The sequence below is a fragment of the Flavobacterium jumunjinense genome, from assembly GCF_021650975.2.
GTDB lineage: Bacteria > Bacteroidota > Bacteroidia > Flavobacteriales > Flavobacteriaceae > Flavobacterium > Flavobacterium jumunjinense.
On sequence record NZ_CP091285.1, the window covers coordinates 3,978,659 to 4,002,036 of the forward strand.

Consider the following 23,378-nt stretch of genomic DNA (forward strand, 5'->3'; position numbering starts at 1 on the left):
TTTTTTATTATAATTATTGCCAGTTTTTAGTTTCTTTTTCTTTCTCCATTAATTCTCTTATTTTTCTATTTTCCCAATCTTGTCCTAAAAACATTGTTGGCAAAAATACTGATAAACCATGGGCTAACAAACCAATTCCCCAAAAGAAGGCTGTCGTGAAGTTTTTAAACTGAAAATAGCTTTCCGCTTCACCTAAATTTTGAATATTTGCAATAACTATCATACCGTTTATAACAACATACACCATTAAATGTGTATAAAATCCTTTTATTTTTTTTACTCTCTTTAAGGCTTCTTGGTATTTTATTTCGTCTTCTAAAGTTCCTTTTTCCATAATCATTTGAATTGTTGTCTTTCTTTTTGTTTTTCTTCTTCCATTAATTGTTTTATCTTTTTTTCTTCCCAATTTTTACTAAAAAAAGGAAACAAATCAAAAACTCCCATAGCGTGAAAAAAGACGCCAATTCCCCAACCTAACATTGGGTACACAAACCATATATGTTTTGGTGAATATCGTAAATTTATAAAAGCTAAAAATGATATAACTAATATGTAGGTTATTAAATTACTATAGAATCCTTTTATATCTTTTACTTTTTTCTGTGCTTTTTGATAGCGTTCGTAATCGTTATTGTCCATAATTATTCCCAATTTTGTTTGTTCGTATTTTCTTTCTCCATAATTTCTTGAATTTTTCGTTCTTCCCAGTTTTTTCCTAAAAATTGGTCTTTCATAAATAATTTTATTGCTTGAACAGCTATTATAAATGTCCAACACCACATGAAGAAGCTATTAATAAAGTTGATTGGCCAAAAGTTTAATGGCAAACCAAAGTATTTTTTTGAAACAAAAATTGCAACTCCAATACTATAAATGAACAAGTGTGTATAAAACTTTTTAATTTGTTGCACTTTTTCTCTTGCAATATCTTCTAAGATTCTTTTCTTTTCGTTTTCTTGTGTCATTGTTAATTCCATTTTGATTCTTGTTTGTTTTCTTTATCTAATATTTCTTGAATTTTTCGTTCTTCCCATGATTTTCCATATCCAAATGTTTCAATTGCATGGAAAGCTACTCCTAATCCCCAACCGAACATTGGAAACCAAAACCACTGAAAATGTGATGTTTTTAAATTTATAAAGATCAAAAACGGAATCACACAGCAATAGGAAATTAAATTACCGTAGAATCCTTTTAGCTTTTCTACTCTTTCTTTGGCTCTAACGTAAGCCATGTTTTCGTTATATATATTTTTTGAATCCATAATACTTATTTGTTTTGTTAAGATTGGCAAAAAAACTTTAAAATGCTCTTCGTTTTCTTCAATCATTACATTTCTTTTGGTTAATATCGCATAGCGATTTACTATATTCTGAAGTCCTACTCCTTTTCTATCTTGTAGCACTTCTTTCTTTTGAAAATTATTGCTAATTGTTAATTGATTTTCTTCAATTTCTATAACAATATGTAAAGGTCTTTTTTCGCTTACTACATTATGTTTGATACAGTTTTCTAATAATAGTTGTAATGACAATGGTACTACTTTTGCTTCTTCATTACCTAAACCGTTTGGTAATTCGAATGTGATACTGTTCTCAAAACGCATTTTTAGTAAATTCATATAGGTTTTTGCAAACTTCAATTCTTCATCTACCGAAACTAATTCTTTGTCTCTTTGCTCTAAAACGTATCTATATATTTTAGATAAAGATGTAGTGAATTTTTGTGCGTTTTCTGGATTTTCTTCTATTAATGAACTTAAAACATTTAGACTGTTAAACAAAAAATGAGGATCTAATTGATTTTTTAAACTTTCAAATTTTGCTGATGCTGTTCCTGCAATTATTTTTTGTTCTTTTATTCTGTTTTCTTGATACGCTTTATAAAAGTAGAATACATGAATTCCAAGTGTAACTATTATAGTTATAATTATTGCAACAAGATAATTACCCGCTTTTTCTTTGGATAAAAACTCTTGAAAGCTTCTATTTTCAATAATTACATCTTCTACAATTCTTAATACAAAAATGATAAAAACAGAAAGTAGAAATGAAAATATGAACCCAACAAACACTCTTCTTTTATCGAATCTATCGTCTTTAAAAAACGAATCTAATTGAATGAAAACAAAAGCATTTGCATAATATAATGTGTATCCATAAAGCATATTATAGAAAAATACCCAAGCTAGTCTTTCATTAAAACCTACATGTTCTCCACTAATTATTCTAATTAACATTAATACTACAAATACTGAGAAAGAAATATATGTTGCTCTAGGAAATTCTTTTATATACTTATTCATTTTATTTCTTATTTATTACAACTTGCTAAAGATTCTTTTGCTCTTTCTAACCCCCAAGTTGGATGAAAAGGTGTTTCAGGGATAAAGTTAGCAAAAAGTTCTAATGATTTCTCTATTTCAGCACACATCGGTTTTGTATCTTGACCAAAATAGGTAGCCGAACCTTTTTCGAAATCTGCTTTACTGAAAACCACTCTTGGATTTTTTGGATCAATTTTATACGCTTTATTGTAAATATACATTACGTCTCCCGAAAGTTTTTGTCCGTTTGTCATAGGATCATAAACTATCCAACCTGTGTGAATTAACGCTTGCATTACTAGCACTTCTGGATTATCTAAAGCAATTGCATTCATTTTATCTTGTGCTTTTTGAGCGGCTTCTAAACATTCTTTTGCTTTCGATTTATCATTCATGTAACGAAATGAATCTTTAAAGTGAATCATTGCGATATAATAATTCGGCAAGCAATTTTCTTCTTCTACAGATGCAATTCTTTCAAATAGAGCAACTGCTTCTTTCGATTTATTGTTTTGCCAAAGTGATAATGCTTCTTGCATTCCTTTTTGATAATCTGTTTGTGCGAAAACTGCTGAAACAATAAATAATGTAATGAATGTGATAACTTTTGTCATGATTTTTATTTTTAATTTGTTAGTGATTGTTTTACTTATTTTGATGAGACAAATTTCGGTTAGAATCGTGTCATATAAAATTGAATGTTACTGAACTGTCATTTTTTGATGATGAATTGTAAAGGCTAGTGATTAGTGAAATTTGATACTCTTTTTACTTATAATTACTTACTTTAAGTTAAATAAAACTAACTTTTAGTAACTATTCACTTACTTTTAGTTATTAAATATTTACTTTAAGTAAATCAAAATATACTTTAGGTTAATAAATATTTACTTTAAGTATATAAATAGTTACTAAAAGTTAGTATTTAATGTTTTTTTACTAATCACTAAAGACAAATTACTAAGTAGTCAATTACAAATTATCTAAATTATTCGTTTTCTTATCGTCGCTAATGGTCCAGAAGAAACCAACAAAGAAAAATTGATTTGCTGGCTGTGTGATGGCTTGTCTTTGAAACTGACCACTTAAATCGGGTGCATTTGCATATTCATATCCGAAAACATTGTTATTGTTCAAGATATTGGTAACAGAAAAATAGAGTATCTTCTGTTGTGATAGTAAATAGGCCCAACTCAAACTTAAATTATTAAACGATTTTGTTTTTTCATTCATAAAATCGCTTGTGTTTGGATTATTATATGGTCGTCCAGAATTGAAACTATAGGTCGCACTTATTTGCGATTTCAATTTTTGCGAAAAGTATTTAGTCACTACAGAAAAATTATGATTGGCTACAAAACTAGGAGTCACTTTTTCAATGTAATTCTTATAATCTCTTTCAGAATCTATAAAAGAATAGGAAATCCAATAATCTAAGTTTTTAATTGTTTTACTATCTCTCCAAAACAAATCGATTCCTTTTGCATATCCTAGCCCATTGTTATTATATTCACTATCAAAACTAGCACGATTACCGCTATATTTCACTAAATCTTTATAGTCTTTAAAATAGGCTTCTGCCCTAAACATTTTACCTTCTTTATTATACATATAATTTAAAATATAGTGCGATGTTTTTTCATAATCTAAGTTATCATTAAACTTCAAATAATCTTGATTGGCAGTTTGGTTGAAAGCACCATATGCGAGCGAAAACTGACTGTTCTCTGCTGTTTTATAAGCCAAAGACAAACGAGGTTCAAAAGTGAATTTATCTACAACAGAAGCATCCGAAGTACGCAAACCAACATTCATAGCTAATTGTTTAGAAAAGAAAATCTCTGCTTCTGTAAAAAAAGCAACACTATTATTTTTAAAACCATATTCGAAACGATTCATTTGAAACGGTGTAAAACTTTCATCTAAATTGGTATGAAAATACTCTCCTCCAAGATTCAATTTAATTCTAGAAGTTAATTTTTGACGTAATTTTAATTTATAATGCAAGGTTCTTTCATCATTTTGCAATTTATCAGTATCAAAAATTATTTTGTTTTTACTATATCCATAACCTACACCCGTCTGTAATTGTAAATCGTCATTTAAATATCCTTTATAACTTCCATTAAAATAAAAATTATTATTTCCTAAATCGAATCTTGTTTTATTAGTAGCATTAATTGTTTTCTGATTCAAATCGAAAGTACTATAATCAAATGCTCCATAAATTTTCAACAAACCGTCTTTAATTTTTCTTCTATAAACACTTTCTCCAGACAAAGCTTGAACAGGTTTGTTCCAGTCTATTTTTTGAGGTACAATTAATTGATAAGGAGCCAAATTGATATAGCTTGTGTTAAATGTTAATGAACTTTTTTCCCATTTCTGTGTATTCCCTAAGCCCACACCTACTGTCATTACTGAAATATCAGTCTGACTTTGTACTGGTTCGTCTATTGTATTCAATAATAAAACACTTGATAATGCATTGCCATATTCGGCACTATAGCCACCTGTAGAAAAAGTCATTCCTTTGAATAAAAAAGGAGAAAATCGACTACGGGTTGGTAAATTATTTGCTGTTGCACCATAGGGTTGAGCCACACGAATTCCGTCTACAAAAGTTTGTGTTTCATCAGATTCTCCACCACGAACAAATAATCGACCACTCTCACCTACTGCTTGTGTTCCAGGCAATGTTTCTAATGCAGCAATAATATTTCCTGCAGAACCAGCTGTTGTTACTATATCTAAAGGTTTTAACGCAGTATTTTTAGAGTTATCTCCTGCACTAAATGTTCCAGCAGAAACCACAACAGCATCGAGTGTATTGATATTTTCTTTTAATGTAAACGTTTTAGATTTATAATTTTCAATGTTAATTTCTTGCGTAATGGTTTCATAAGACATAAAACTAATTTGCAAAATTTGCTTGCCTGTTTTTGAAGTTTCAAACTTAAAATTTCCATTTTCATCTGAAATTGTTCCATCATACGATCCTTTAATATATATATTCGCACCTGAAAAAGCAGTTCCAAACTCATCCATGACCTTACCTGAAATGCTTGTTTGTGAAAATCCAATGGAACTAAAGATTAAAACGAATAGACTAAATAATGTTTTCATTTTTTATGTTTTACTAATTTGATGAAGCAAAAATCTTTCAAAAACTCTCGGAAATAAATTTATAATTACCGAATTGTTGAATTCTATCTCTGAAATGTTGGCTTCTTTTTATAAAAAAACTACTTTTGAAAATCAAAACACTAACTAACAATCTATTATGAAAACAAAACACTACTTATTAACTTGTATTTGTCTATTTGTATTTCAGTATTCATTTTCTCAAGAAAAAGTGCTTTTTGTTGGAAATAGCATGACATATTTTAATAACATGCCTAATCTTTTTCAAGAAATTGCGAATGACAAAGGAAGAAATGTTCAAGCGGAATATTATGCACCAGGAGGAACAGGTTTTGTGAATCATTATGTAGATAATAATGTGTTTAACCTTTTTGAAAACAATATTTGGGATGTAGTTGTACTGCAACCAGGAACAGGAGAATCTGCTGGAGCTTCATGGCCTGTAGATACAACTATAGAAAGAGGACAGAAATTAATAGATTCGATAAAAAAATACAGTCCGTGTGCGAAGATTTTTCTTTATGAAATTCCATATGGCATAAAAGCAACCAATGCTATTCCAGATTATAATGATTATCAGGCTATTCAAACCAAAATAAAAGATTCAATTACTAAAATAGCTAATGCTTTAGAAGTACCATTTGTACCCGCTGGAGAAAGCGCTAGAATGCATTTAACAAGTCAGCAAGATTTATTATTGCATAACAGTTACAATGATGTTCATCCTAATTTAAATGGTTCATATCTTGTAGCTTGTTCTATGTATGCTGCCATCTATCAGGAAGAAGTTACAATTTCTAACTATTTAGGAGGTGTTTCTCAAGCCAATGCAACCTATTTTCAAGATATAGCAGATCAAATTGTATTACAAAATAAAGCCAATTGGCTCATTAACACCTTTAATCTTCATGCCGATTTTGATTCTCAAATTAATAATTTCACAGTCAATTTTACTAACAATTCAGTAAATTATGATAGTTTAGAATGGGATTTTGGTGATGGAACAACAACTACAGACGAAAATCCAATACATGTTTTTAGTTCAAATGGGATTAAAACGATTCAATTAAAAGCCATAAAAAATGGTTGTGAAGAAATCATTACAAAACAAATTACAATTGGTACGTTAGCCAATGAATCATTTAACAAAAAAACAATAAAAATATATCCAAATCCTGTAAATGAAGTACTTCATTTGTCAAATAGTGATTACTTCACTTTTAAAATTATTAATTCACTAGGACAAGTTGTCTATGAAAATGTTTCTAATGTTTCCGAATATTCAATCAATCTTTCTTTTTTAAATAGTGGAATATACTATATAGCTACCAATAAAAATCAGAAATTCAAGTTTATCAAGCAATAGTATTTTCTGCAATTAATTTTTGTTAATAGAAAAAAGGAGCTACCTATTATTGAAAAATAGATTTAACTACTTTTGTTTTTAAATTATGAATATATGGAATACCAAAAAATCATCAATGCAATATATGATGAAGTAAAGGAATTAAAAGACGAAGGTAGTATTGCCGATTATATTCCAGAATTAGCAAAAGTAAATGCAAATAAATTTGGAATTGCATTATTAGATAATGAACAAAATGTTTATAAAATTGGAGATGCACAAGAAAATTTCTCCATTCAAAGTATTTCAAAAGTAATTTCTACAGCAATCATTTTTTCTAAAATTGGTAATGAATTATGGAAAAGAGTAGGTTTTGAACCATCGGGAAATTCATTTAATTCTCTGGTTCAGTTAGAATATGAAAATGGAATTCCAAGAAACCCTTTCATTAATGCAGGTGCATTAGTTATTGCCGACTTAATGCTGGAGCATTTTGAAAATCCTAAAGAATATTTCTTGAATTTTGTTAGAGAACTTTCAAATAATGATTCTATTCAGTACAATGAAAATGTAGCACAATCTGAAAAAGAAAATGGGTATAGAAATACAGCATTAGTAAATTTCATTAAATCGTTTGATAATATTAAGAATGAACCAAATGATGTATTAGACTTTTATTTTCATCAATGTTCAATAGAAATGAATTGTATCGATTTGGCTAAACTTTTCCAAGTTTTTGCAAATAATGGAGTAATTTCAAAAGAAAAAACAATATTTTTAACCACTAGTCAATGCAAGAGAATGAATGCTCTAATGCAGATGTGCGGATTCTATGATCAAGCTGGAGAATTTACATTTAAAGTTGGATTACCTGGAAAAAGTGGTGTTGGTGGAGGTGTTGTTGCTATTTTTCCAAACAACTATACTGTAGCAGTTTGGAGTCCAAAATTAAACAAAAAAGGAAATTCCTATTATGGCTTAGAAACTTTAGAACGATTGACAACAATTACCGAAGCGTCAATATTTTAAATAAAAACTGAATAATAAAACCTAATTCAAAAAACTTATATCGCAAATAATCATTACTTTTGCGTTTCCTAAAATTTCAAGATTATGATTTATAAATTCCGAGCGATACTCGATGCAGAAGAAGATATTTTTAGAGATATTGCAATTGAAAAAGAAGCTACGTTAGAAGATTTACACAATGCTATTGTTAATGCCTTTGGGTTTGACGGTACAGAAATGGCTGCTTTTTACACTTGTGATGAAAGCTGGACACAAGACCAAGAGATTCCATTATTCGATACAGGTGATGTTCCTGGTGAAACAAGAATCATGAACGATTTCATATTAGAAGATAACTTAGACAAATATGAAACTAAGATTATCTATGTATATGATTTCTTTAATATGTGGACATTCTTAGTAGAATTGGCAGCAATTGAAGAAAAAGAAGATGGACAAACCTATCCTTCTTTATTATTTTCTCATGGAGAAATTCCAACAACTGCTCAAGATAAATCTTTTGAAGCGGAGTTAACAAACGACTTTAATGATGACTATGATGAAGATGATTTAGACATGTTAGAAGGTGATGACGGTATTGAAGATTACGGTTTTGAAGAAAACTGGAATTAGAGTATAGAACAAAGAAATATAGATACAAAATTTAAAAACACACAGAACATATCAAGAGCCATTCTCTTTATCTATGTTCTTTATTCTTAAAAAATGATAAATTTATTTAACACACATATTGAAAACCTATCTATTCATAGAGTAGGTAACAAAAGTAGAAATGAAGCCATTTTTTTATCTGAGAATCCATACGGGTTAAATGATGAAGTAATGCCTTTATTGAAAGAATATTTCTTTAAACCGTTTCGTGATAAAGAAGAAAACTATTATCAATTTGCTCATGAAGTTGATTTAGAATATAATGAAATGTATAATTTAGCAACACAGGTTTTTGAAAACCCAGAGCAAATTCATGCTGTTTCAAAAAAAATTACCAATCATCTTTTTGAGCAATCCAATCATCCACACATTAAGAATGGAGAAGTTTATGTAACTTATTTTTCTAATGTTTCTATAGATAATAATGTTGTTGATGCTATTGGGGTTTTTAAAAGTGAGATAAAAACCGATTTCCTTCAATTTGAAGAAAAAGGAAGTAATTTAGAAATGATCCTTCAACAAGGAATCAACTTAAATAAATTAGACAAAGGTTGTATTATCTTTAATCATAAAAAGGAAGAAGGATACAAAATACTAACAGTAGATAGTAACCGTTATGATGCTCGTTATTGGTTAGAACATTTCCTTTCGGTAGATGTTTTTCAAGATGAAAATTTCATGACGAAGAAATACTTAAAGTTTTGTCAAGATTTTGCTAAAGATGTAGTTCTTCCTGCAGAAGACAAACAACAAGAAGTATTATTTATGAATAGAGCTGTAAATCATTTTGCAAAAAATGATGAATTTGAAGAAACAGCTTTCCTAAATGAAGTAATGCAAAATCCAGAATTTATTCCAGAATTTAAAAATTATAAAGTAGATAAAGGTGCTAAATACAGCATTGAAGATGTTTCTAATTTTCCTATTGCAAATGCTGCTGTAACAGACGCAAGAAAGAAAATGAAAAATGTTATCGAACTTGATACTAATATTCAAATTAAACTTGATTTCATTAATACTGAAAGTGCAGAAAAGTTTGTTGAAAAAGGATGGGACGAAGAAAAACAAATGTATTATTATCTTATTTACTTTAATAAAGAACAAAAAAGTTAATATTCTAAATATTCAAATTATTTAAATCCTCAATTAGAAATAGTTGAGGATTTTTTTTATTTACACAAATAAAAACACCTTACATTCTTTTACAAATGCAAGGTGCTTTCAACCAATTAACTAAATTACAAAAGTCAAACTTTATAAAAACATTCAATCTTTTCTCTACTTTCTATATTTTTTTCACTTCTTCAAGTTCAAATTATTGATTCCTAAAAACCAATTTTCCATCAAAGCAATCTAAAAGAATTATACTATCATTTGAAATAGTTCCTGAAAGAATTTCTTTCGACAACTGATTTAACACTTCTCTTTGAATAACTCTTTTTACAGGTCTTGCTCCAAATTCTGCATCATATCCTTTCAATGCTAGATAGTCTATTGCTTCTGGAGTAGCATCCATAGTTATATTTTGTTGCACTAACATTTTTGTTAAACCTTTCAATTGTAAACTTACAATTTGACGGATATTATCTTTTGTTAGCGGAGTAAACATTACAATTTCATCAATACGATTAATAAATTCTGGTCGCACTGTTTGTTTCAAAAGTCCTAATACTTCAATCTTAGCCGCTTCTGTTGCAGCATCAATTCCACCTTTAAGGTTTTCGAATTTCTCTTGTATAATATGGCTTCCCATATTTGAAGTCATAATGATAATCGTATTTTTGAAATCAGCCAAACGCCCCTTATTATCTGTAAGACGACCTTCATCTAGTACTTGTAATAAAATATTAAAAGTATCTGGATGTGCTTTTTCAATTTCATCTAATAATACAACTGAGTATGGTCTTCTTCTAACTGCTTCTGTTAATTGCCCACCTTCATCATAACCAACATATCCTGGAGGTGCACCCACTAATCGACTTACACTGTGTCGCTCTTGATATTCACTCATATCGATACGTGTCATCGCATTTTCATCGTCAAAAAGATATTCAGCCAAAGCTTTTGCTAATTCTGTTTTTCCTACTCCAGTTGTTCCAAGAAATAAGAATGATCCTAATGGTTTCTTCATATCTTGTAAACCCGCTCGACTTCTACGAACTGCATCAGAAATCGCTTCAATAGCTTCTTCTTGTCCAACAACACGTTTGTGTAGCTCCTCTTCTAATTTCAATAACTTTTCTCTATCACTTTGAAGCATTTTTGTAACAGGAATTCCTGTCCATTTGGCAACCACTTCTGCAATATCTTCGCTAGTTACTTCTTCTTTAATTAAGGAAGTACCAGATTCATTTTCATGCAATTGAGCTTGAAAAACATCTAACTTTTCTTGTGCATCCTTAATTTTTCCGTAACGAATTTCTGCTACTTTTCCATAATCTCCATCGCGTTCTGCACGTTCAGCTTCTCCTTTATAATCTTCAATTTCTTGCTTTATTGCTTGAATAGTATCTACAACATCTTTTTCCGATTTCCATTTGGCATAAATTTCATTACGATCTTCTTTTAAGTTAGCCAATTCTAAACCTAATACTTTTAGTTTAGTTTCGTCTTGCTCACGCTTAATCGCCTCAATTTCAATTTCCAATTGCATTATTTTTCGATCTAAAACATCTAATTCTTCAGGTTTAGAATTGATTTCCATACGCAATTTAGAAGCCGCTTCATCCATTAAATCAATTGCTTTGTCTGGAAGAAAACGATTTGTGATATAGCGTTGTGATAATTCGACAGCAGCTATTATTGCATCGTCTTTAATACGTACTTTGTGATGTGTTTCATATTTTTCTTTAATTCCTCTAAGAATCGAAATGGCACTTTCTGTATCTGGTTCATCTACATTCACTTTTTGAAAACGACGCTCTAACGCTTTATCTTTCTCAAAATATTTTTGATATTCATCCAAAGTAGTTGCACCTATTGCTCTCAATTCTCCACGAGCTAATGCAGGTTTTAAAATATTGGCAGCATCCATAGCTCCTTCACCTCCACCAGCACCAACAAGTGTGTGAATTTCATCAATGAAAAGCACAATGTCTCCTTCTGCAGCAGTAACTTCTTTAACTACCGATTTTAATCGTTCTTCAAATTCTCCTTTGTATTTTGCACCAGCAATTAATGCCCCCATATCTAATGAAAAAATGATTTTATCTTTTAGATTTTCAGGTACATCTCCATCTACAATTCGATGCGCTAAACCTTCTGCAATAGCCGTTTTACCAACACCTGGTTCACCAACTAATATTGGGTTATTTTTTGTTCTACGTGTTAGAATTTGTAAAACTCTTCGTATTTCTTCATCACGACCAATTACTGGATCTAATTTTCCACTTTTAGCTAATTCACAAAGATTTTTGGCATATTTATTTAGTGCGTTATAGGTTTCTTCAGCCGAAGCAGATGTTACTCTTTCTCCTTTTCGAAGTTCAACTATGGCACTTTCTAATCCTTTTTGTGTTACACCTTGATCTTTTAAAATTTGAGCAATTTTACTTTTCGATTTAAAGATAGCTATCACTAAATGTTCTATAGAAACGAACTCATCATTCATTTTTTTAGCAATTATAGATGCTTCATTCAAAGCTGTACTTGCTTCTCTCGATAACATAATTTCTCCTCCAGAAACTTTTGGAAAACTTTGTAATGTACTGTCAACTATTTTTTTAAATAAATCGACGTTTACATTTAGTTTTTTTAACAAAAATGGTGTTACATTTTCATCTACTTCAAGTATTCCTTTAAAAATATGTTCGTTCTCTATTTGTTGATGCCCAAAACCTTGCGCAATTTGTTGTGCTTGCTGAATGGCTTCTTGGGATTTAATTGTATAATTATTAAAATTCATATTGTTTTATTTAATGTAGGTTAATCTATACTTTTATTTGTAAACTTTATATTGTTATTTTAATTTCCAGTTGTATTTAGTCAATTTATGTTCCAATCCGTTTTTTACGTCAAAATGTCTTATAATTATTCTATTTTATCTTATTTAGCACAAAAAACAAGTCAATTTGGCTCTTTTTTTGCTATATTGTCTTAACTAATACTTTATTTATGAAGCCATTATTTACATTATTATTATTCGCCCTTTTGTTTTCTTGTACTGAGAAAACAAAAAAAGCAGAAATAATAGCTAAACATATAAAACTAGAAAAAGGAGACTTAAAGCTACCAAATTATGAAGCATTACTAGACTTGAATTTAGTTTTGGAAGCTCCTAAACCTGGAGAATGGTTATATGATCATTATGAAAAAGGACAATCCTATGGTGATTATATAAAATCGAATCCAGTTGCTCCATTTGAGGATATAAAAACTATTTACATTCAACCCATAGGTGAGTTTACCGATTGGGAACAAAAAGTAATCAATTGGAATACCGAATATATTGAACTTTTTTTTAATTTAAAAACCATTCAGCTTCCTCCAATCTCTGAAAAAAGTATACCAAAAAGTAAACAAAGAATTTATTATGGAAATGAACAGTTAGATGCAACTTATATTATTAATACTATGCTACCTAAAAAAAACCTAAAGACGGTATTGTAATTATGGGTTTAACTGCTAAAGATTTGTACCCAAAGCCTTCTTGGAATTTTGTTTTTGGATTAGCTAGTTATAAAAAAAGAACTGGTGTTTCGTCTATTGCTAGATACTCTGAAGAAGAACTAAATGAAACTAATTATTCTAAGTGTTTGATGCGACTAATAAAAACATCTACCCATGAAATAAGTCACATGTTCACGATTAAGCATTGTACTTATGCTATTTGTTTAATGAATGGCTCTAATAATCTCAATGAATCTGATTCTAGGCCAAATGGTCTTTGTTCTGAATGTTTATCGAAATTATCATGGAATTTGAATTTTGATAATGTTAGTCGATTAAATAAACTAATTGCATTTATGAAAACACATCATTTAAGTGATGATGCTTCTTTTTTAAGTAAGCAAAGAGAGGTTATGCTTATCCAAAAATAATTCTTTAGGAAATTTTGTTATATAAATATGTAAAAAAGCTAATTCAAAAGCATTTGGATTTCAGTAACTTTGTATCAAATAAAATTATTATGAGTTTTTTAAAAAATATTTTTGGAGGAAATACTTCAAATGAAAAGAGTGAAAATAATGAAAAAGCAAAATTTTACACTTTAAATTCTAATGATGAATTTGAAACAATAGATAAAGTTTCCCATCAAAAACCAGTTGTGCTTTTCAAGCATAGTACAAGATGTAGTATTAGTCGATTTGCTTTGAAACGCTTTGATGCAGAATATAATTTTACCGATGAACAAATGGATTGGTACTTATTAGATTTATTGAGTTTTAGAGAAGTTTCTAATGAAATTACAAGTCGTTATAATGTTGTTCATCAGTCTCCACAGATTGTAGTTATAAAAAACGGAAAAGCTATTTATACAGCTTCCCATGATGATATTGTTTTTGAAGATCTTAAACAGTTTGTATAAAAAAAACGCTTTCAAATTGAAAGCGTTTTTAGTGTAAAACAATTCATTTATTTTTTAATAAACTTCTTCACGTATTCTTTATTATCAATTGTGAAATTCATAAAATAAATCCCACTAGCAAATTCAGAAATATTAATTTCTTGTTTTAATAATTCTTCGCTAGAATTTAGTTTGATATTTTGTATGTGTTTTCCTGAAATATCAAAAATATCTAAATTTACATTTCTATTTTGAACATTATTTATTTCAAATGTAATTTCGCTTATTGCTGGATTTGGATAAAGTCTAATTTCATTTATAAAATTAACATCTTCAATTGTTTCATTTTTTGCACCACAATTTGTAGCGGTTACACTTTTATTTCCATTTGAATTATTAATTGTTCCTGAACTGTTTTTTGCTTTAATATAATAAGTATAAACAGAACCTGCATTAATTAAATAGGTATTGAAAAATGAGTTCCCAGTAACATTACTTGCGTATAAATTACCATTTCGATAAATATCATACGAAGTAGCACCTGAAGAAGCTGTCCATGTAAGGTTAATTGCACTTGTAGTACCACTGCAAGTTGCAGAAGCCGTTAATGTGAATGCACCAGGCACACAAGAAGCTGTTCTCGTTAAAGTTCCATTAGAGTTGTTAGTAGCACCTGATGAATTTTTTGCTTTAATAGAATACGTATAAGTAGTACCTGTAGTAACATATGTGTTCAAAAATGATGTGCCAGCTATATTACTTGCATACAAAGAACCATTTCGATAAATATCATACGACGTTGCATTGGCTGCTGAAGTCCAATTTAAGTTGATTCTACTTTCATTATTAACACATTCTGGAGTTGCTGTTAATGAAAAACTACCTAGTACAGCTGATCCACTACATGTAATATTTAAACTCGATTTTAAAGAATTAAAATAAGATAATGCAAATTTATCTCTCCAAGCATTATTATTTAGCTTTGAAGCATCGGTTGAATTATCTACAAATCCAATTTCATTCAAACAAGCCGTTGCAGATGAATATCTTAAAACGCCTAAATGATAGGACAAATAGGAATTATCTTCCACACAACGTCTGTTGTTAAAAGTACCATTACTTACCATATCTGCTTGTATTTTTTTAGAGAAATTTATGTCTGGTGTGGTATTAGTATCATCATAAGTACAGTAAAAAGTTTCTGTGCCCGTTCCACCTCCTGCATTACAATGAATACTAACAAGTCTGTCTGCATTCCAATTGTTTGCCATTTGAGCTCTTTGCGTAACTGATGTCCAACCATTTACATTTGTTGTTCTAGTCATATTAACTGTTACCGCAGAGCAACTATTTTGAATTAAAGCTTTTGTTTTTAGGCCTACAGCTAAAGCCGTTTCTATTTCCGTTGCAGTTCTTCCATCTGGATTGTTACTTGTTGAAGCTCCATATCCATGGCCTGGATCAATTACTATTATTTGCGCATTTAAACAAAATGAAAATGCCAATAAAGCAAGTAGTATATATAGATTTTTCATAGTGTCTTATTGTATGTTAAATGAATATATTCGACCTGTTTTATCATCAGAAAATAGAATTTTATTGTCTTCTATAAATGATGGAAACATTTCTGAAAACACTTCTGTATTTGTTATTTTTTTTGGACTATACTTTTCAGAATTATAAATATAAATTTCAGAATTATCTATAGTATGCCCATCAGAACTTTGATCTAGAAATCCTATCAAATAATTATCATTTGGAGACCAAGACGTTGCTATTCCTGTACCAATTTTTACCGCTTTTTCATTTCCATATATATTATATACATATATATCTGCTCCATTATGTACTGCTACTTTTTTTGAATCATGAGATAATATCGCATTATAAAATTGTCCGTCATCTTGAGTTACAACCCAATCTTTTTGAGTAATTAAATCCTTAGCATGAATTTTCAAAGTCGTTATATTAGTGTAAACAATAATTTGTGATTCATCCTCTTTATTAAAACCATTAAAGGAAGGTAAATAATTATGATTAATTTCTGACAACTCTGTAATTTGCTTAGTATTTATAGTATAACTATATGTTTTTGAATTTAAATAATAATCATCCTTGTTTTTTTGCTTAAAATAGAATGATTCACTATCCTTGTTCCAACAATACCCATAGCCACTTCCTTCCTTTTCAGAAATCTGGTTAATCTCTTGTGTGCTTAAGTCTAACAAGAATACTCCATTAAAGTGTTCTGAGGTTACCAATGCAAATTTCCCGTTAGGAGATGCAACGGGGTTTGTAAAATAACCTTCCAAATTGATTCTTTCAAGATTTTTTAATTCCTGAGCGTTGCCTAGTGTGACACTAAAAGCAAACAGAAAATAGTAAAATAGTCTTTTTTTCATGTTTGTTTGTTTTGTATTATACAATTGTAAATTTAACATTTTATTAGAAAAAACATTAAACTAATTGTTAAAAAAACATTAAAACAAAAAAAACACATTATAGACATAATATGCTTTTTACTATTAAGTTAGATATACTATCTCCTAAACTTATTGTTAGTAATAATACTTTTTAATTTAGCTTTAAGATCTTCACCAGTATCAAAAATCATTTGCTCATTATTTGGAAAAGGAACAGCTCTTCTTTCAAAAAATTGATAATAATCGGATTCACAAGCTCTCTTATCTCCATTGTAATTTGCATAAATATAATCGAAAACGAATTCGCTACTTATTGGAAAAGTATCAATTAATTGATTGTTTCTAAAATCAATATAATCAACCTTTGCTGTTACTTGACACGATTTGAATTGTGTAAATTCATAAATACTCACAGAGATTGTTTTAAAATTATCGATCTTAATTGCATTTCCAAGACTATCTTTCACTACATTTCCATTAGTGTCTAAAAGTGTTTTTGTACCGTCTTTTAATTGTTTTTCCTTTATGAATTGTTTCTCACGAACTTGTTCTGGTGAAATAACAATATCTCTAAAATTTACAATCATTCCATAATCGTATTTGATAGTCTTCTGACGATTGTTGTGATAAACTGTCCATTTATCGTTAATTCCATACGTACTAAAATCTAACATGTCGTCTTGTAAACGAGCAGGAATAACCATATTTGTTTCATTTTTTGTATAAACATGAACAAAATCGGTTCCTTTTAATTGTGCTTCATCCATTAAAGAACGAACATCTTTATAATTTGGATTCAACTGGTCTAAATAGGTTAAATCATCAAATGCTTGTCGAAAATCTATTTTATTTTTAGATGCCATCAATTTCTTAGCATTACTATATAAATAATCCGACAGTTTTGTTTTACTACTTATAATTTCATCAGAATAATCATCCATTGGAAAAATAGCATCTCTACCTTCTTTCAATAATGGCAAAGGCAATAAAGGCCTAATTCGTTCTTGACGATTTCTTAATTGATTATACAAAGCATAAATACGTTCATAATTCGATGGTCTGTTCTCCTTAATCAATAAATTTAGAGAAGATTCATCTCTTGCTTTTGCTTTTGCAAACGATTCTTCTAATAAATAAACATAGTCTTGTTTTCCTTTAGAAGTTTTGTTAGTACGTAATGCATCTATTGCTTTTTCAATAGCTCCATCATAATTTCCATTACTAAGCATTGATTGTGTTTGTTTTACTCCGCAACTAACAACTATAAGTGATAAAATAATTAAAGTAATTTTTTTCATAAATAAATCATTTTGACAAAGATACTATTTTTTAAAAGCAAGAAACTGCATTGCTATATCTTTTTGTTTTTTTTAGTTTTAGACAAAAAGGATGCCAAAACCATGATTGATAAGTAATAAAAATAGTTGAAGTATTCTAAATGGCATATATTTTGATATAGTATCATACAAAAAAATCACTCTAATTATAGTATCATGCAAAAACTAAATCTATCTGTACCGAAACCTTGTCATGAGAACTGGAATGAAATGCTTTCCGAAGAGAAAGGTAGATTTTGCCAATCATGTTCTAAAACTGTACTCGATTTTACAGGTAAAAGTAATGATGAGATTATCGCACTTTTCGAAAACAATAAAACAGAAAAAGTTTGTGGCCGTTTTAGAAAGGATCAATTAGAAAGTATTAAAATTGAGATTCCAGAAGTTCTTTTATTTAGTCAAACTTCGTTTAGAAAATCATTTTTATTAGCCCTATTTGTCGTGATGGGAACAACACTTTTCAGTTGTAAAGATTTCAATAATAATGTACATACTTTAGGAGAAGTAGTTGTTATTGAAGATAGTATTTCTAACAATATTGATACTATCTATAATAAGAAAATCGTAGCAGATAGTGCAATTAAAAAGTGTAAAACGATTAAGAATGAAAAATTAAGTATTCCACCTCCTCCAGAAATACCAGAATTGATAGAAGAGCCTGAAATCATGGGAGAAATTATTATGGGAATTCCTATTATGCCAGTAAATGAAGATTAAACTAAAAAATACCTACAAAATAGCATTCTCAATTATCGGGCAGTTTGATACATTATACAACTATAATTACTTCTATTTCATTCAATGCATTCAATCTAACTAAACATAAACAAAGAAAATTACATGTATAAAAAAGTGTAAAACAATTTGAAACACGGCCTTTTTTCAAAACTAATTCTACTTATACAAAAATCAATTCTTTAAGAAGGTATTTTGTATTTATAAATGCTATTTTTGCATTTTAATATTATGTCAGACACACTTTTAAATACAATTAATAATCCCATAGATTTAAGAACACTATCTGAAAATCAATTGCCTCAGCTTGCACAAGAACTGAGAAGTTTTATAATTGATATTATTTCTCGAAAAGGAGGTCATCTTGGAGCTAGCCTTGGTGTTGTTGAACTTACAGTTGCGTTGCATTATGTTTTTAACACACCCGAAGATCAATTAGTTTGGGATGTTGGACATCAAGCATATGTTCATAAAATTTTAACAGAGAGAAAAGAAGTTTTTCATACCAACAGAGAGTTAAACGGAATTTCTGGGTTTCCAAAAAGAAGTGAAAGTATCTATGATACTTTCGGTGTTGGCCATTCCTCTACTTCCATTTCTGCAGCATTAGGAATGGCAATGGCTTCTTTATTAAAAGGAGAAATAGAAAAACAACATATAGCCTTAATTGGAGATGCATCTATTGCTAGTGGAATGGCTTTTGAAGGTTTAAATCATGCAGGTGTTACCGATGCTAATTTATTAGTTATTTTAAATGATAACGCCATTGGAATCGACCCAAGTATTGGTGCTTTAAAAGATTATTTAACTGCCGTTAAAGAAGGAAAAAACCCAAGACAAAACAATATTATTAAATCACTCAATTTTGATTATTCTGGCCCAATTGATGGTCATGATTTACCTAAATTAATAGCTGAATTAAAGCGATTAAAAAAAATAAAAGGCCCCAAATTTCTACACGTAACGACAACAAAAGGAAAAGGGCTTCAACTTGCTGAAGAAGATCAAGTAAGATATCATGCTCCAGGTAAATTCGAGGCAAAAACAGGAAAAATATATCCTAAAAATGAAGACGGTTTACCTCCAAAATTTCAAGATGTTTTTGGACATACATTAGTTGAACTTGCTAAACAAAACGAAAAAATAATTGGAATTACTCCTGCTATGCCTACTGGTAGTTCTATGAAGTATATGATGGATGCTTTTCCAAAAAGGGCTTTTGATGTTGGTATTGCAGAACAACACGCTGTAACTCTTGCAGCAGGAATGGCAACACAAGGAATGGTCGTTTTCTGTAATGTTTATTCTACCTTTCTTCAACGCGCCTATGACCAAGTTATACACGATGTTGCCCTACAAAAACTACCTGTAATATTTTGTTTAGATAGGGCTGGGTTAGTTGGTGAAGATGGTGCTACACATCATGGTGCTTTTGATATTGCCTATCTTAACTGTATTCCCGATTTAATTATAATGGCTCCAAAAGATGAAATGGAGTTACGAAACTGTATGTATACCGCTCAATTAGGTTTAGAAAAACCGATTGCTATACGCTACCCTAGAGGAAGAGGAGAAACTAAAGATTGGCAAAAGCCATTTGAGAAAATAGAAATTGGTAAAGCAAAAAAATTAAAAAGCGGTACTAAAATAGCTGTTTTATCCACAGGAATAATGGCAACTAATGTTGAAAAAGCAATTGCAAATTGTTCAAACTCTGAAAAGGTTGCTCATTATCATTTTCCATTCATAAAACCGATCGATGAGAACACATTATTAGAAATAAGTAATACTTATGAGCACATAATAACAATTGAAGATGGAGTGATAATAGGTGGATTTGGTTCTAGTGTAAACAAATACATCATCGATAAAAAAAGCCCACTAAGTATACTAAATCTAGGTATTCCAGATGATTTTATTGAGCACGGAAGTGTTGAAGAATTACAACAAATATGCAAAATCGACGTTAAAAACATTATTAATCAATTAAATATTTTACTTCAATTATGAAAAAGACCTACCTACTAGGGTTTTTATTATTTATTGTTCAATACAATTTTAGTCAAATCGTGAGAACAAAATTACCCGATACAATTTCATACTGGTCAAAATCAAATAAAGTTGGTTTAGATATTTCTCAAATCACCTTCGTGAACTGGAATGCTGGAGGAAACACTTCTATCTCAGGTTTAGCAAAAGGTAATTTTGTTAGAGAATATTCTAAAAAACATTTAAACTGGAAAAATGAATTAATAATTCGTTATGGTATTAATAAGCAAGAAGGTCAAGAAGTTAGAAAAACTGACGATCAACTACAAATAAACTCAACGTTTGGTTTTAAAAGAGATACAATTTCTAACTTGTTCTATAGTGGAAAACTAAATTTCAATACACAATTCGCAAATGGTTATTCCTACCCTAATACAGAAAACCCAATATCAAAACCTTTTGCACCAGCCTATTTTTTCTTAGGTATTGGTGGAGAATATTCTAGAAAGGATCTAAATTTAAATGTCTACTTGTCTCCCTTAACACAAAAAACTACAATAGTTTTAGATCGAAAATTATCTAATGAAGGAGCTTTTGGTGTTGATCCTGCAATTATAGATCCAACAACTGGAGAAGTACTACAAAATGGAGCGAGATCAAGAACAGAAGTAGGTATATTAATAACAAACCAATGGGAAAAAGAAGTTTTCAAGAATATTAATTTAGAACATCGAATTAGCTTATATACTGATTATTTAAATAATTTTGGAAATGTCGATATCGATTGGCAACTTCAATTGAACATGACTATTAATGAATATGTGAGAGCTAATATTGGTACTCATATTATTTATGATGATGATATAAAAGCTAAAGAAGAAAGAGACGGACAACAAATAATTGTTGGTCCAAAACTTCAATTGAAGCAACTTTTGGGTGTTGGATTGGTGTATACTTTCTAAAAAAAATAGAACTAATACATAAATAGAATTCAAAATAGTTACTAATTACATTTTAATACTCGTATTTTATAGTGAAGTTTTTAAGAGCCCTATAAAAGGTCAAAAACAATTGAAATTTCATACAATATAATACGAGTATTAATTTTTTATTAACATTAACTTTTGATTACTTCATTTTGTACTAGATATAGGCTAATTTTACAAAATGTATGCTTTAATCGACTGTAATAACTTCTACGCTTCGTGCGAACGTGTCTTCCAACCTCAATATAATGGAAAACCAATTGTTGTACTTTCAAACAACGATGGTTGTGTTATTTCACGTAGTGATGAAGCAAAAAAACTTGGAATTCCAATGGGTGCTCCAGAGTTTAAATGTCGTGAATTATTAAAACAACACAATGCAATTGTATTCTCTTCCAATTATCCATTATACGGAGATCTTAGCGAAAGAGTAATGAAAATTCTAGAATACTATTGTCCTTCTATAGAAGTATATAGTATTGATGAAGCTTTTTTAAATTTTAATGGAATGCAAATAGACAACTTTAACGACTATGGTATTCAAATAAAAGAAAGAGTTCAAAAATGGATAAGCATACCAACATCTATAGGTTTTGCTCCAAGTAAAGCACTCGCTAAAGTAGCAAACAAAATTGCCAGAAAATTTCCTGAACATACAAAAGGTGTTTATGTTATTGATACCGATGAAAAAAGAATTAAAGCTTTAAAATGGACTAAAGTAGAAGATATTTGGGGAATTGGCTTTCGATTGAGTAAAAAAATGAAGGCAAGAAATATACTAACTGCCTTAGATTTTGTTCAAGCCTATAATGAAGCTTTTATAAAAAAAGAGATGGGCATTACTGGTTTACGACTAAAGTATGAACTCGAAGGAAAATCTGTAATCGATATTGACGAACCAAAAAACAAGAAAAGTATTGCTATTACACGTAGTTTTAAGCAAGACATCACCGATATTTTAGAGTTGAAAGAACGTATTTCTACATTTGCAATGGTTTGTGGAGAAAAACTTCGAAAACAAAAGTCCTGTTGCTATAATATTATTGTTTACCTAAGAAAAGACAAATACCAAGATTCGCAATATAATTTCTACAAAATGGAAACGCTTCCATTTGCTACAAATTCTGGAATAACAATAAGTAATACTGCTATTAAAATGCTAAATGAAATCTATCAAAAAGGAAGCATCTATAAAAAAGCAGGAGTTATTGTTACTCAAATTATTCCCGAAGACAAAAAACAATTTCATTTGTTTGAAGAAGAAAATCCAAAACATCAACTTCTAATGAAAATAATGGACGATTTTCAGAAAAAAACAGGAGAGCGAAAAATAAAATTAGCTAATCAAAACTTAAAAGCCACATGGATAATGAAACAAAATCATTTATCTAAAAAATATACTACCGATATTAATGAAATATTATGTGTTAAATGTTAAATAAAAAATTACAATTCCTACTACCCGATTTTGAAAATAGTACCGAGCTACCTTTCATTTCTGAAGGAATAAAAGCGGGATTTCCTTCTCCTGCTGCCGATTTTGAGGGAACAAGAATTAGCCTCGATTCAATCCTAGTTAAAAATAAAGAAGCCACTTTCTACGCGAAAGCAAGTGGAGATTCTATGATTGGAGCTGGAATAGATAATGATGACATTCTGGTTATAGATCGAAGTTTAGAGCCTACAGATGGTAAAATTGCAATTTGTTTTATTGATGGAGAATTTACCGTAAAGAGAATAAAATTTACAGATAAGAAACTCTTTTTGCAACCAGAAAATGATGGATATCAACCTATAGAAATAAAAGAAGAAAACGATTTTATGATATGGGGCATTGTCACTTTCGTAATAAAAAAATTAAGCACTTTAAAATAGATAAAACAAAAAAACAGGTAAAAATACCTATA

General features: G+C 29.5%; 22 protein-coding genes. 12 read left to right on the forward strand and 10 right to left on the reverse strand.

Annotation, left to right across the window (positions count from 1 at the left end):
• Positions 1 to 13: 13 nt before the first annotated feature.
• From L2Z92_RS18035 to L2Z92_RS18060, 6 genes are all read right to left on the reverse strand, one after another.
• Complete coding sequence (locus tag L2Z92_RS18035) at positions 14 to 406, reverse strand: 2TM domain-containing protein (RefSeq protein WP_319800383.1); 393 nt, start codon at positions 404 to 406, stop codon at positions 14 to 16.
• Entirely contained in the window at positions 337 to 639 is a 303-nt protein-coding gene (locus L2Z92_RS18040) for a 2TM domain-containing protein (protein WP_236456027.1), read from the reverse strand. The genes L2Z92_RS18035 and L2Z92_RS18040 overlap by 70 nt, the downstream gene beginning before the upstream one ends.
• A 2-nt stretch (positions 640 to 641) precedes the next feature.
• Positions 642 to 977 carry a 2TM domain-containing protein gene (locus L2Z92_RS18045; protein ID WP_236456028.1) on the reverse strand — a complete coding sequence of 112 codons (336 nt, stop codon included), beginning with the start codon at positions 975 to 977 and terminating at the stop codon, positions 642 to 644.
• Positions 968 to 2,305 carry a 2TM domain-containing protein gene (locus L2Z92_RS18050; protein ID WP_236456030.1) on the reverse strand — a complete coding sequence of 446 codons (1,338 nt, stop codon included), beginning with the start codon at positions 2,303 to 2,305 and terminating at the stop codon, positions 968 to 970. Before L2Z92_RS18050 ends, L2Z92_RS18045 begins: the two co-directional genes overlap by 10 nt.
• Positions 2,306 to 2,313: 8 nt before the next feature.
• On the reverse strand, positions 2,314 to 2,940 hold the full coding sequence (locus tag L2Z92_RS18055; protein WP_236456031.1) for a hypothetical protein: 627 nt from the start codon (positions 2,938 to 2,940) through the stop codon (positions 2,314 to 2,316).
• 358 nt (positions 2,941 to 3,298) lie between these two features.
• Positions 3,299 to 5,452 carry a TonB-dependent receptor gene (locus L2Z92_RS18060; protein ID WP_236456032.1) on the reverse strand — a complete coding sequence of 718 codons (2,154 nt, stop codon included), beginning with the start codon at positions 5,450 to 5,452 and terminating at the stop codon, positions 3,299 to 3,301.
• 157 nt (positions 5,453 to 5,609) lie between these two features.
• On the opposite strand from L2Z92_RS18060, the gene L2Z92_RS18065 reads away from it, so the two are divergent.
• The 4 genes from L2Z92_RS18065 (at position 5,610) to L2Z92_RS18080 (ending at position 9,608) form a co-directional block, all read left to right on the forward strand.
• Positions 5,610 to 6,836 (forward strand): T9SS type A sorting domain-containing protein, encoded by a 1,227-nt coding sequence (locus L2Z92_RS18065; protein WP_236456033.1) that lies wholly within the window; start codon positions 5,610 to 5,612, stop codon positions 6,834 to 6,836.
• A gap of 93 nt (positions 6,837 to 6,929) precedes the next feature.
• Positions 6,930 to 7,844 carry a glutaminase gene (locus L2Z92_RS18070; protein ID WP_236456034.1) on the forward strand — a complete coding sequence of 305 codons (915 nt, stop codon included), beginning with the start codon at positions 6,930 to 6,932 and terminating at the stop codon, positions 7,842 to 7,844.
• Positions 7,845 to 7,928: 84 nt separating this feature from the next.
• Positions 7,929 to 8,456, forward strand: coding sequence for a plasmid pRiA4b ORF-3 family protein (locus tag L2Z92_RS18075; RefSeq protein WP_236456035.1), 528 nt, complete (start codon positions 7,929 to 7,931; stop codon positions 8,454 to 8,456).
• Between the two features lie 93 nt (positions 8,457 to 8,549).
• Positions 8,550 to 9,608, forward strand: coding sequence for a nucleoid-associated protein (locus tag L2Z92_RS18080; RefSeq protein WP_236456036.1), 1,059 nt, complete (start codon positions 8,550 to 8,552; stop codon positions 9,606 to 9,608).
• A 202-nt stretch (positions 9,609 to 9,810) separates the two neighbouring features.
• On the opposite strand, the gene clpB is transcribed toward L2Z92_RS18080, so the two are convergent.
• A complete protein-coding gene (gene clpB, locus L2Z92_RS18085) occupies positions 9,811 to 12,399 on the reverse strand; it encodes an ATP-dependent chaperone ClpB (protein WP_236456037.1) in 2,589 nt (862 codons plus the stop codon).
• 209 nt (positions 12,400 to 12,608) lie between these two features.
• Here clpB and L2Z92_RS18090 point away from each other — a divergent pair, with 209 nt between their 5' ends.
• The 3 genes from L2Z92_RS18090 to ytxJ all read left to right on the forward strand — a co-directional run bounded on the left by L2Z92_RS18090 (position 12,609) and on the right by ytxJ (position 14,022).
• Positions 12,609 to 13,103 carry a hypothetical protein gene (locus tag L2Z92_RS18090; RefSeq protein WP_236456038.1) on the forward strand — a complete coding sequence of 165 codons (495 nt, stop codon included), beginning with the start codon at positions 12,609 to 12,611 and terminating at the stop codon, positions 13,101 to 13,103.
• 2 nt (positions 13,104 to 13,105) lie between these two features.
• Positions 13,106 to 13,534, forward strand: a complete 429-nt coding sequence (locus L2Z92_RS18095) for an archaemetzincin (RefSeq protein WP_236456039.1) — start codon at positions 13,106 to 13,108, stop codon at positions 13,532 to 13,534.
• An 89-nt stretch (positions 13,535 to 13,623) separates the two neighbouring features.
• The gene (gene ytxJ, locus L2Z92_RS18100) at positions 13,624 to 14,022 is read left to right on the forward strand and encodes a bacillithiol system redox-active protein YtxJ (protein WP_236456041.1); all 399 of its coding nucleotides are present in this window, start codon (positions 13,624 to 13,626) and stop codon (positions 14,020 to 14,022) included.
• 47 nt (positions 14,023 to 14,069) lie between these two features.
• Here the strand turns inward: ytxJ and L2Z92_RS18105 are convergent, their stop codons facing one another.
• From L2Z92_RS18105 to L2Z92_RS18115, 3 genes are all read right to left on the reverse strand, one after another.
• The gene (locus tag L2Z92_RS18105) at positions 14,070 to 15,536 is read right to left on the reverse strand and encodes an N-acetylmuramoyl-L-alanine amidase (protein ID WP_236456043.1); all 1,467 of its coding nucleotides are present in this window, start codon (positions 15,534 to 15,536) and stop codon (positions 14,070 to 14,072) included.
• 6 nt (positions 15,537 to 15,542) lie between these two features.
• Entirely contained in the window at positions 15,543 to 16,403 is an 861-nt protein-coding gene (locus tag L2Z92_RS18110) for a TolB-like translocation protein (protein ID WP_236456045.1), read from the reverse strand.
• A gap of 137 nt (positions 16,404 to 16,540) precedes the next feature.
• Positions 16,541 to 17,722 (reverse strand): hypothetical protein, encoded by a 1,182-nt coding sequence (locus L2Z92_RS18115; protein ID WP_236456048.1) that lies wholly within the window; start codon positions 17,720 to 17,722, stop codon positions 16,541 to 16,543.
• 195 nt (positions 17,723 to 17,917) lie between these two features.
• Here L2Z92_RS18115 and L2Z92_RS18120 point away from each other — a divergent pair, with 195 nt between their 5' ends.
• The 5 genes from L2Z92_RS18120 (at position 17,918) to L2Z92_RS18140 (ending at position 23,346) form a co-directional block, all read left to right on the forward strand.
• Positions 17,918 to 18,478, forward strand: a complete 561-nt coding sequence (locus L2Z92_RS18120; protein WP_236456050.1) for a hypothetical protein — start codon at positions 17,918 to 17,920, stop codon at positions 18,476 to 18,478.
• Positions 18,479 to 18,727: 249 nt separating this feature from the next.
• Positions 18,728 to 20,506 (forward strand): 1-deoxy-D-xylulose-5-phosphate synthase, encoded by a 1,779-nt coding sequence (locus L2Z92_RS18125; protein WP_236456052.1) that lies wholly within the window; start codon positions 18,728 to 18,730, stop codon positions 20,504 to 20,506.
• Complete coding sequence (locus tag L2Z92_RS18130; protein ID WP_236456054.1) at positions 20,503 to 21,447, forward strand: DUF3078 domain-containing protein; 945 nt, start codon at positions 20,503 to 20,505, stop codon at positions 21,445 to 21,447. Before L2Z92_RS18125 ends, L2Z92_RS18130 begins: the two co-directional genes overlap by 4 nt.
• Before the next feature lie 205 nt (positions 21,448 to 21,652).
• Positions 21,653 to 22,909 carry a Y-family DNA polymerase gene (locus L2Z92_RS18135; protein ID WP_236456056.1) on the forward strand — a complete coding sequence of 419 codons (1,257 nt, stop codon included), beginning with the start codon at positions 21,653 to 21,655 and terminating at the stop codon, positions 22,907 to 22,909.
• Positions 22,903 to 23,346, forward strand: coding sequence for a LexA family protein (locus L2Z92_RS18140; RefSeq protein WP_236456057.1), 444 nt, complete (start codon positions 22,903 to 22,905; stop codon positions 23,344 to 23,346). The genes L2Z92_RS18135 and L2Z92_RS18140 overlap by 7 nt, the downstream gene beginning before the upstream one ends.
• Positions 23,347 to 23,378 lie beyond the last annotated feature (32 nt).

Excerpts from the sequence above, each read along its gene's own strand:
- L2Z92_RS18080 (WP_236456036.1), top strand. The coding sequence starts at position 8,550 with ATGATAAATTTATTTAACACACATATTGAAAACCTATCTATTCATAGA.
- L2Z92_RS18070 (WP_236456034.1), top strand. The coding sequence starts at position 6,930 with ATGGAATACCAAAAAATCATCAATGCAATATATGATGAAGTAAAGGAA.
- L2Z92_RS18055 (WP_236456031.1), bottom strand. The coding sequence starts at position 2,940 with ATGACAAAAGTTATCACATTCATTACATTATTTATTGTTTCAGCAGTT.
- L2Z92_RS18115 (WP_236456048.1), bottom strand. The coding sequence starts at position 17,722 with ATGAAAAAAATTACTTTAATTATTTTATCACTTATAGTTGTTAGTTGC.
- L2Z92_RS18140 (WP_236456057.1), top strand. The coding sequence starts at position 22,903 with ATGTTAAATAAAAAATTACAATTCCTACTACCCGATTTTGAAAATAGT.
- L2Z92_RS18110 (WP_236456045.1), bottom strand. The coding sequence starts at position 16,403 with ATGAAAAAAAGACTATTTTACTATTTTCTGTTTGCTTTTAGTGTCACA.
- L2Z92_RS18120 (WP_236456050.1), top strand. The coding sequence starts at position 17,918 with ATGCAAAAACTAAATCTATCTGTACCGAAACCTTGTCATGAGAACTGG.
- ytxJ (WP_236456041.1), top strand. The coding sequence starts at position 13,624 with ATGAGTTTTTTAAAAAATATTTTTGGAGGAAATACTTCAAATGAAAAG.
- clpB (WP_236456037.1), bottom strand. The coding sequence starts at position 12,399 with ATGAATTTTAATAATTATACAATTAAATCCCAAGAAGCCATTCAGCAA.
- L2Z92_RS18105 (WP_236456043.1), bottom strand. The coding sequence starts at position 15,536 with ATGAAAAATCTATATATACTACTTGCTTTATTGGCATTTTCATTTTGT.
- L2Z92_RS18065 (WP_236456033.1), top strand. The coding sequence starts at position 5,610 with ATGAAAACAAAACACTACTTATTAACTTGTATTTGTCTATTTGTATTT.
- L2Z92_RS18135 (WP_236456056.1), top strand. The coding sequence starts at position 21,653 with ATGTATGCTTTAATCGACTGTAATAACTTCTACGCTTCGTGCGAACGT.
- L2Z92_RS18125 (WP_236456052.1), top strand. The coding sequence starts at position 18,728 with ATGTCAGACACACTTTTAAATACAATTAATAATCCCATAGATTTAAGA.
- L2Z92_RS18130 (WP_236456054.1), top strand. The coding sequence starts at position 20,503 with ATGAAAAAGACCTACCTACTAGGGTTTTTATTATTTATTGTTCAATAC.
- L2Z92_RS18075 (WP_236456035.1), top strand. The coding sequence starts at position 7,929 with ATGATTTATAAATTCCGAGCGATACTCGATGCAGAAGAAGATATTTTT.
- L2Z92_RS18040 (WP_236456027.1), bottom strand. The coding sequence starts at position 639 with ATGGACAATAACGATTACGAACGCTATCAAAAAGCACAGAAAAAAGTA.
- L2Z92_RS18090 (WP_236456038.1), top strand. The coding sequence starts at position 12,609 with ATGAAGCCATTATTTACATTATTATTATTCGCCCTTTTGTTTTCTTGT.
- L2Z92_RS18095 (WP_236456039.1), top strand. The coding sequence starts at position 13,106 with ATGGGTTTAACTGCTAAAGATTTGTACCCAAAGCCTTCTTGGAATTTT.
- L2Z92_RS18050 (WP_236456030.1), bottom strand. The coding sequence starts at position 2,305 with ATGAATAAGTATATAAAAGAATTTCCTAGAGCAACATATATTTCTTTC.
- L2Z92_RS18045 (WP_236456028.1), bottom strand. The coding sequence starts at position 977 with ATGGAATTAACAATGACACAAGAAAACGAAAAGAAAAGAATCTTAGAA.
- L2Z92_RS18060 (WP_236456032.1), bottom strand. The coding sequence starts at position 5,452 with ATGAAAACATTATTTAGTCTATTCGTTTTAATCTTTAGTTCCATTGGA.